This window comes from Candidatus Eisenbacteria bacterium (assembly GCA_005893305.1).
Classification (GTDB): Bacteria; Eisenbacteria; RBG-16-71-46; order SZUA-252; family SZUA-252; genus WS-9.
On record VBOZ01000005.1, the window covers coordinates 8,425 to 16,764 of the forward strand.

An 8,340-nucleotide genomic window follows, 5' to 3' on the forward strand; every position below is an offset into this window, starting at 1 on the left:
TCTACGTCGGCGCGGGGACCAGCGGACGGCTCGGAGTCCTGGACGCGGCAGAGTGTCCGCCCACGTTCGGGACGCCCCGCACGTTGGTCCAGGGGATCATCGCGGGCGGACGCCGCGCGCTCGTGCGATCGGTCGAGGGCGCCGAGGATGACCCGAGGGCCGCGGCGGCCGCGCTCAGGAAACGCAAGGTGGGCGCCAAGGACATCGTGGTCGGGATCATGGCGAGCCGGCGCACGCCGTACGCGCTGGGCGCGATCGCCTACGGGCGAAAGGTCGGCGCGGCCACGATCGCCGTCACCGCGAACCCGGCGGGCGGGGTCCCCGGATGCGACGTCGTGATCGCGCCCCGGGTCGGGCCCGAGGTGTTGACCGGCTCGACCCGGCTCAAGTCCGGGACGGCCCAAAAGCTCGTGTTGAACATGCTCTCGACGGCGACCATGGTCCGGCTCGGGAAGGTGTACGAGAACCTGATGGTCGATCTCCGGACCGCGAGCCGGAAGCTCGAGGAGCGCACCAAGCGCGTCCTCATGCACGCGACGGGCGCCCGGTACGAAGAGACCGACCGTTTGTTGAAGGGTGCGGGCGGGTCCCTCAAGGTGGCCATCGTGATGCGCCGGGCGGGGATCACGCGCCCGGAGGCGGTGCGGAGGCTCAAGGAGGCCCAGGGATGGGTGCGAAGGGCGATTCGAGGGTAGCGGTCGCCTCACTCGTGGCCGCCCTGGTCTTTTTTGGGGTCGGCTGCGCCAAGAAGGATTCCGGAAAGCGGACGGTCGTCTTCTGGCAGTTTTCGCCGCTCACCGCGATCCAGCCGATCGTCGACCGCTTCAACGCCGACAATCCCGATCTCGCCGTCCAGGTGGAGCAGCTCACCTGGCAGAGCGGCCGCGAGAAGATCGTCGCCGCGATCGCCGCCGGACGCCCGCCCGACCTCTGTGAGCTTGGCTCGACGTTTCTCCCCGGGCTCGTCGCCGACAGCACCCTTCTCGATCTGACGGACCACGTGGCGGATCTTCGGCCCTCGCTCCTGGGGTGGAACGTGGCGAGCTACCGAGGGCGCGCCTACGCGATCCCCTGGATGCTCGGGACGCGCGCCCTCTACTTGAACGACGACCTCCTCCGGCGAGCCGGGCTCGATCCCTCGAAGCCCATCGAAACCTGGGCGGACCTCGCGCGGGCCGCGCGCATGATCGCCACGAAGGTCCCCGACGCCAAAGGCTTCGGCATGAACGCGGGCGAGCGGGAGATCCTCATCAAGAAGTTCATGCCGTTCGCGTGGGGAAACGGAGGCGACATCCTCGATTCCAGCCTCACGAGGAGCGTCGTCGCGAGCGCCGCGAACGTGGCTGCGCTTCGCTTCTACCTCTCGCTCAAGCCGTATTCCTTGCTCGACCGCCAGGAGATGCACGAGGAGGCCTTCGCCAAGGGGCGGCTCGGGATCATCATCTCGGGCCCGTGGCTCCTCCGAAAGCTCCCGGAGGAGGCCCCGGGGCTGCACTACACCGTGGCGCTCATGCCGAAGCCGGCCGCCGATCGCGGGGCCCCGGCGTCGTTCGCTGGCGCGGAGGTGCTCGGCATCTTCCGAAACGCCAGGCGGGTCGATGACGCGATGCGGCTCGCGCGCTTTCTCGTCCGGCCCGAGAACGCGATGCCGCTCTTCCTCTCGACCGGGAACGCGTTCCCGGCCGCGTCGGCTTCATCCGCGGATTCCTACTTCGTGTCACATCCCAAGGACGCGATTTTCCTCCGTCAGCTCAAGACCGCGGTCGGCCCGCCGCTCCATCCCCGCTGGGTAGAGATCGAGGAGATCGTGAACGGGGAGCTGGAGGAGGCGATCTACGGGAGGAAGACCGCCGAGGCCGCGCTCGCCTCCGCGGACGCGAGGATCGACGCGGTCCTGGCGCGACAACCATGAGACCCCGCGCGCGAGGCGGGCCGCGCCCATGAAGCGACGGCCTTTCTTCGGCTTGGCGCCCTGGGGTCTCTGCTTCGCCGTCTTCGGAGTCTTCCCGCTCGCCTACTCGCTCATCCTGAGCTTCCTCTCCTACAATCCATTGCGCCCCGACCTGGTCCGCTGGGTGGGGCTCGACAATTACGCTCGCGCGCTCGCGTCGCCCGCTTTCTGGCACGCGCTCCGCACAACCGCGATCTTTGTTGCGGGGACGCTCCCCGTGACGCTCGTCCTTGCGTACACGGTTGCCGCCCTCCTCGCCCGCGCGCGACGCGGCGAGGGATTCTTCCGGGCGGCGATCTTCTTCCCGGCGACTCTTTCGATGGTCGTGATCTCGCTCGTCTTCAAGTCGCTTTACGCCGAGGAAGGGCTCTTGAACGGGTGGTTGGGTGTTTTGGGACTGCCGCATATCCACTGGCTCCTGGACGTTCGGCTCGCGCTCCCCTCGATCATGGCGATGGACGTCTGGGCGAGCGTCGGGTACTACGCGATCTTGATTCTCGCGGCGCGGAAGACGCTTCCCGGGGAGCAGCTCGAAGCGGCGCGGCTCGAGGGGATCTCGCCGCTCTTGATCGAGCGGAAGATCGTCCTCCCCCACCTCCGGCCGGTGCTTCTCTTCGTCGTGCTCCTCAACACGATCCGGGCTTTCCAGATCTTCATCGAGCCGTTCGTATTGACGCGCGGCGGGCCGCTGGAGAGCACGTTGACGCTCGTCTATCACATCTACGAACGGGCCTTCTATCACTTCGAGATGGGCTATGCGTCGGCGCTCGCGTTCCTGCTGCTTCTTTTGGTGGGGTTGATCCTTGCTGTGCAGCGGCGGCTGCTGGGTCGCGGCTCGGCTGAAGCGCCGGCCGCGTGAGCGCGACGACAAAGGGGGGCGCCGGAACCTACGCCGCGTTGTGCGCGATCGCGCTTCTCTCGCTCGCGCCGCTCCTCTACATGGCGCGCGTTTCGCTGGGGAAGGGGGGCGACCTGCCGATCGCGCCTGGCGACTGGTTCGGGCGGCCGCTTTCGCTGGAGCACTATCGCGATCTCTTCTCGGGCGGGCCGATGGCCCGCTTCGCGCTCAACTCGATCATCGTGACCGGGATCGCGGTCCCGATCCAGATTCTCCTCGCGGCGGCCGCGGGGCACGCACTGGCCCGCGTTCGATTCGTGGGACGCGGCGTCTTCCTCGCGCTCGCGACGGCGTTCCTGATCCTGCCCCGGCAGGTCACGCTCGTGCCGCTCTATCTTCTCCTCGCGACGTTCGGGCTCCTGGACAGTTACCCCGCGCTCATCCTGCCGCACCTGGCCGATCCGTTCGGGGTTCTCTTCATGGCGCACTACTATCAGACGATGTCGCCCGAGCTGGAGGATGCGGCGCGCACGGACGGATGGTCGCCGGCGGCGATTTTCTGGCGGATCGTGCTGCCGCTCTCCGGGCCGGGGCTCGCGGTCGTGGGAGTGAACGGCTTCCTGATCACGTGGAATTCGTTTCTGCATCCGCTCGTTTTGACTACTTCCGAGTCGATGCGTACCCTCCCGGTCGGGCTCGCGCTCTTGGCTCAGTCGGAACACGCGGTCGACTGGGGCGCGCTCTTGGCCGGGTCGAGCATCGCGACCGCGCCGGTCCTGGTCGCGTTCGCGTTTTTCCAGAGGCAGATCGTGGAGGGAGTCTTGAAGGGGAGTAGTCGATGATGTTCCTCGGGAGGGTGGCGATGATGCTGCATGGAGGCGGGCGATGAGCCGGGCGGATCGGGTGGGGTACGCCCATGCGGTCGGAATCATGAGCGGGACGTCGGCAGACGGCGTGGACGCCGCGCTGACGAGGATCCCGAGGGGAGGGCTGCGCAGACCGAGCGAGCTTCTCGCGTCGGCCTTCCACCCCTATCCCGACTCGCTCCGGCGCCGCGTGCTCGGGGCGCAAGAGGGGACGCTCCCGATGCGGGACCTCTTCGCGGTCCACGTCGAGGTGGCGGAGATCGCCGTGGCGGCCGCGCTCGCCGCGCTCGCCGCGCTCGCCGCGCGGGGAATCGCGCCGACGGTCGTCGGGTTTCACGGCCAGACGGTTTTCCACGATCCCCATGGAGAGCGCTCGGGGAAGCGCCTCAGCATCCAGATCGGGGAGCCGGCGGTGATCGCCGCTGCGCTCGGCTCCCCCGTCGTCTCGAACTTCCGGATGGCGGACATCCTGGAAGGCGGCGAAGGCGCCCCGCTCGTCCCTCGATTCGACTACCACCAGGCTGCCTCCAAGACCCGCGACCGGGTGCTCCTGAATCTGGGCGGGATCGCGAACCTCACGCGGATTCCCGCGGGTGCGGGCCTCGACAGGGTCATCGCGTTCGACTGCGGGCCCGCGAACATGCTCCTGGACGCCATCGTCGGGGCGCTCGGACCATCCGGCGCCCGGTTCGACGCGGGGGGAGCCCTCGCCGACGGGGGCCACGCCTCGGAGGAGGTAGTGCGGGATTTTCTGTCCGAGCCGTTCTTCGCGCGCCGTCCGCCGAAGAGCGCGGGGCGGGAAGACTTCGGCGCGGGGTATCTATCGCGATTCCTGGCTAGGACCGAGGGGATGGCCCTCGCGGACCGGCTTCGGACGGCGGCGGCCATAACCGGCTTGGCAGTGGCGCGCGGCGTGGAGATGTCGGGGAAGGGAGCGCCGCACGAGGTCTACGTCTCGGGCGGCGGGGCCAAGAACACGACCCTCATCGCCGAGATCCGCGCCCGGCTCCACGGCACCAAGGTCGAGACGAGCGAAGCCCTCGGCGTCCCGGTCGAGGCGAAGGAGGCCATGGCGTTCGCCTTCCTCGCCTTCGAGTCGCTCTCCGGCCGCCCCGGCAACGTCCCCTCGGCGACCGGCGCGAAGCGAGAGGTTGTACTGGGCTCGATCACCCCGCCGCCGAGACCCGCGTGATGTTCGCGAGGGTCTCAGCGGTGATTCGCGCGGCTTTCCTGACTCTTGTGGTCTCGGTCACCTCGTCCGGCTGCGGTGGAACCTGGAAGGAGCTGCCCCCGACCACGGGCGTGCCTCCGCCCCCCTCGCAGCCCCCCGCGAACGCACCGACGCCGCTCCCGCCGGGATCGGCTTGGCGATCGGTGAAATCGATTCAGATCGGCCTCACCGTGGGCGCCGCGCGTCTGCTCGTTGCGGGCTCGAAGGAGTGGCAGCTGTCCGCCTACCGCGGCCAGGACGTCGCGCCGTCGGCGATCGCCATGGAGGAAGCCGGAGCGCGGCTCCAGATCGCCCGCATCGAAGCCGGCGTGATCGAGGTATTCCGGGAGGGAGAGCCCGCGCCGATCTGGAGCGGGACCCCCGCGGATACGCTCCTGCTCCGGCCGGTCGCCACCGGCTACTCCGGTTGGGGCGGCAAGTGGTACCGGGGCTCGTTCAAGATCTTCACGTCCCAGCCCAACGGCCTCACGCTCGTGAATCAGGTCGACATCGAGAGCTACCTCCGGAGCGTTCTTCCGCACGAGATCGGCACCCCGCCCGAGTCGGATTTCGAGGCAGTCAAGGCGCAGGCGGTCGCGGCCCGGTCGTACACGCTGTCGTACCTCGGCCGACGCGCAGCGCTCGGGTTCGATCTCTACGCGTCGGTGGAGGATCAGGTCTACGGCGGCATCGGCCTCGAAAACGCGCAGAGCGAGCGAGCGCTCGATGCCACGCAGGGGGAGATTCTCTTGAGCGACGGGGCGCCGATCCGGGCCCTCTATTCCTCCGCGTGCGGCGGCAGGACCGCGAACGTCGAGGACGTCTGGCCGTGGAGCCGGACCCCCTATCTCCGGAGCGTGCTCGATGCCGACGACGAGAACTCGACGCCCTACTGCTCGATCTCTGCGAACTTTCGCTGGCGGGAGGAGTGGGACCCGATCCAGTTCATGGCCACGATCCGCCAGTACGGTCCCGCGGAGGGCGGCGCGCTCGCGGCACTCGCGGGAGATCTCGTCGACGTGACCGTGAAATCCCGCGGACGCTCGGGTCGCGTGCAGGAGCTCGTGGTCAGGACCACGATGGGAGATTGGACCCTGCACGGCGACCGCACGCGATGGGGCTTACGCCGCCCCGGCCAAGCGGCAATCCTCCGCAGCAGCTTCTTCAAGATCGGCGTGGAGCGGGATGGCGATGGGAAGCCGCTCAAGGTAGTCGCGACCGGCGCCGGAAACGGGCACGGGATCGGGCTCTGCCAGTGGGGCGCGATGGGGATGGCGCGCTCGGGGAAGGGCTATCGCGACATCCTGGCCCACTACTACAAGAGCACGTCGCTTGCCCGGGTGGACTAGGGCCGCTGGATGCAGGGGTCTTTGCGATTGACCCCCCAAAACGCCCGTCCTATACTCCTCGATCTGCTCCTGAATGCCTCTCGGTGGGGTCGTAGTTCAGCTGGTTAGAACGCCTGCCCGTCACGCAGGAGGTCGCGGGTTCGAGTCCCGTCGGCCCCGCCATTAATTTAAAATGGAAGTCTAAGCGCCGCAATCCACAAGCACGTCGGACAGCAGCAGATGCGGACGCCCCGCTCGCTCGGGGCGTTCTCATTTTCGGGGAAATTCGCGGACGATTCTGGAAGGAAAACCATTCGGAAGAGCATCTTCGAAATGCGCTATGAGCCTCAGCCGCATTTCTTTGATAAACGCGGGGCCATCCTTGATCAACTGTATCGTGATCAGTCCGGCTCGGCGAACTTCACACACTGGCAGCTTCGGGATAGCCGCGTCGATGTCTTCGAGCCCGCATTCGACCGTCTCTGCTTCGTGTCGTTCCGAAACGCCGGCTATCATGTGGAGTACCAGCCCTCCGACAACTACTTCCGAGATCAGGTGCGGAAGTACATGCGGATTCCGTTAGAGCACCTTGATCTGCGGCACCTTGTTAGGATCGGGATTCGGGCCGGATTTGTGCATCCGGTGGGGTCGTTCGACGAAACCGTAAAGAGGATCGCACGGGCCCTATACCGAACCGATGACCCCCGCTTCAACGAATTGACCAAGGACCTAGTCGATGTTCAGGCAATTCCGTTCATTTGCAAGGAGGGTCGGTATTCCTTTCGGATCCAAGCGGGCGCGATGAGGGCGACCGAGTACGAAGAGTTGAGCCTCTTCAACAAGTTCCAAGGGCTTCCGGAGTTCAGCCTCTGGGTTGACATCGACTACTCGACGACGGGCCTTGACCTGGGGACGGATCCGCACAAAACCGTGATGGAGTTCATCGAGCGGGCAGAAGAGCGCGTGGCCCAGAAGCACGATCTGTTCATGAAGATGACCCTCGGCGGGCCAGGCGATGGCAGGCGGTAGGAAGCGGGTCGCGGGAAGTGGGCCCTCCCAATCCCCGGATCTCACCCGCGTTGATCGCCCCGATCAGGACGACGATGAGGTTGCGTCGTCCTACGCGGGACGTGTCCAAGGTCCGACTGAATCGCGGCCGACCAGTAAAACGGCATGGGACTTCGCCGAGGCGATGGGGGCACCGGAACACGCATCGCGGGTTCTGCGTGAGCTTGATCCGGTCGAGGTGATTGCTATCGCCGCATACGCCTACGTCCTCTGGCGACGTCCCGAGGAGAGCCCTGGGTTCCTTGTTTTTATCTCGTGTGTTGCTGGGTATCACCTGATTCTTCGACCGCTTGCCCGCTTCGGGCAGTTGTGGCTTGCGAGCCGGGCGCAGAAGGCATGGGGCAGGAAGTCGCCACCCTCTCCCTAGCTCCGTGAGTTTGGCTCGTCTATCGCCAACATCTCCCCCAATGAGCCGCGAAGTCAGGGGCCGCGGGTGCCGGGTCGGCTATAATCGGTCGCATGAGCGCGACAAAGACGGGGCGCAACGATCGTTGCCCGTGCGGGAGCGGGAAGAAATTTAAGAGGTGCCATGGTGAGTCGGATCGCCGTCAGCGTGACCGTTTTGTGTACTTCGGCTTCAGAGAAAGGCCCCAGCTCGCAATCGGTCCCGACGGGAGGCCTGCGCTGGATCAGGACGGATTGCCAATCGCCCAACTGGCGCCAGGGAGGCCGGTCAAGCCGGACTATGTCTTCACGCAAACCGAATACGAACGGGACGGCGGGAAAGTCAAAGTGGTCAACTGCGTTACGGGGAAGAACGCAGCCGACCTCCTCTCCTACCTGGCGTCAGATTTTGATGTCATCTTCGCGATCGATACAAATACGAAGAATCTCCGTGGAGACGCGGTATCAATTGCACCTGTCGTCGAATGTTACGCGCGCAAGGTCGACGCGACCCAGGTTCAAGTCCTACACAGGAAGTTGACGAACATCGCATTCAAGAACTGCCCAGGGGTTGCGGAGCGCTTTGCGTGGTGGAAGCTGCTTGAGCTTGTGCGGTCGAACCCGACCTACACCGACTCGGTCAGAGTAGGCATCATCACTGATCACGACCTAGGGAATCATTCCCAATACAACAG

7 protein-coding genes, 1 tRNA gene and 1 pseudogene (1 of these 9 only partly in view) are annotated in these 8,340 nt (G+C 66.2%); all 9 read left to right on the top strand.

The genetic code is table 11. The annotated features are described in order from the left end of the window. A pseudogene (gene murQ / locus E6K79_00915) lies at positions 1-695 on the top strand (N-acetylmuramic acid 6-phosphate etherase) (it extends 188 nt beyond the left edge of the window). After that, the gene (locus tag E6K79_00920; GenBank protein ID TMQ67025.1) at positions 668-1,912 is read left to right on the top strand and encodes an extracellular solute-binding protein; all 1,245 of its coding nucleotides are present in this window, start codon (positions 668-670) and stop codon (positions 1,910-1,912) included. The pseudogene murQ and the gene E6K79_00920 overlap by 28 nt, the downstream one beginning before the upstream one ends. A 28-nt stretch (positions 1,913-1,940) precedes the next feature. Then, on the top strand, positions 1,941-2,810 hold the full coding sequence (locus E6K79_00925) for a sugar ABC transporter permease (GenBank protein TMQ67026.1): 870 nt from the start codon (positions 1,941-1,943) through the stop codon (positions 2,808-2,810). Then, positions 2,807-3,631, top strand: coding sequence for a carbohydrate ABC transporter permease (locus E6K79_00930; GenBank protein TMQ67027.1), 825 nt, complete (start codon positions 2,807-2,809; stop codon positions 3,629-3,631). The genes E6K79_00925 and E6K79_00930 overlap by 4 nt, the downstream gene beginning before the upstream one ends. Positions 3,632-3,674: 43 nt before the next feature. Continuing rightward, complete coding sequence (locus E6K79_00935) at positions 3,675-4,847, top strand: anhydro-N-acetylmuramic acid kinase (GenBank protein TMQ67028.1); 1,173 nt, start codon at positions 3,675-3,677, stop codon at positions 4,845-4,847. Further along, complete coding sequence (locus tag E6K79_00940) at positions 4,847-6,214, top strand: SpoIID/LytB domain-containing protein (protein ID TMQ67029.1); 1,368 nt, start codon at positions 4,847-4,849, stop codon at positions 6,212-6,214. The genes E6K79_00935 and E6K79_00940 overlap by 1 nt, the downstream gene beginning before the upstream one ends. Positions 6,215-6,299: 85 nt before the next feature. Then, positions 6,300-6,376 (top strand) — tRNA-Asp (locus tag E6K79_00945). Positions 6,377-6,433: 57 nt separating this feature from the next. Further along, a complete protein-coding gene (locus tag E6K79_00950; protein ID TMQ67030.1) occupies positions 6,434-7,222 on the top strand; it encodes a hypothetical protein in 789 nt (262 codons plus the stop codon). A gap of 498 nt (positions 7,223-7,720) precedes the next feature. Then, positions 7,721-8,340 (top strand): hypothetical protein (locus tag E6K79_00955; GenBank protein TMQ67039.1); only part of this gene is annotated, 620 nt, incomplete at its 3' end.

Excerpts from the sequence above, each read along its gene's own strand:
- E6K79_00950 (TMQ67030.1), top strand. The coding sequence starts at position 6,434 with ATGCGGACGCCCCGCTCGCTCGGGGCGTTCTCATTTTCGGGGAAATTC.
- E6K79_00925 (TMQ67026.1), top strand. The coding sequence starts at position 1,941 with ATGAAGCGACGGCCTTTCTTCGGCTTGGCGCCCTGGGGTCTCTGCTTC.
- E6K79_00935 (TMQ67028.1), top strand. The coding sequence starts at position 3,675 with ATGAGCCGGGCGGATCGGGTGGGGTACGCCCATGCGGTCGGAATCATG.
- E6K79_00940 (TMQ67029.1), top strand. The coding sequence starts at position 4,847 with ATGTTCGCGAGGGTCTCAGCGGTGATTCGCGCGGCTTTCCTGACTCTT.
- E6K79_00920 (TMQ67025.1), top strand. The coding sequence starts at position 668 with ATGGGTGCGAAGGGCGATTCGAGGGTAGCGGTCGCCTCACTCGTGGCC.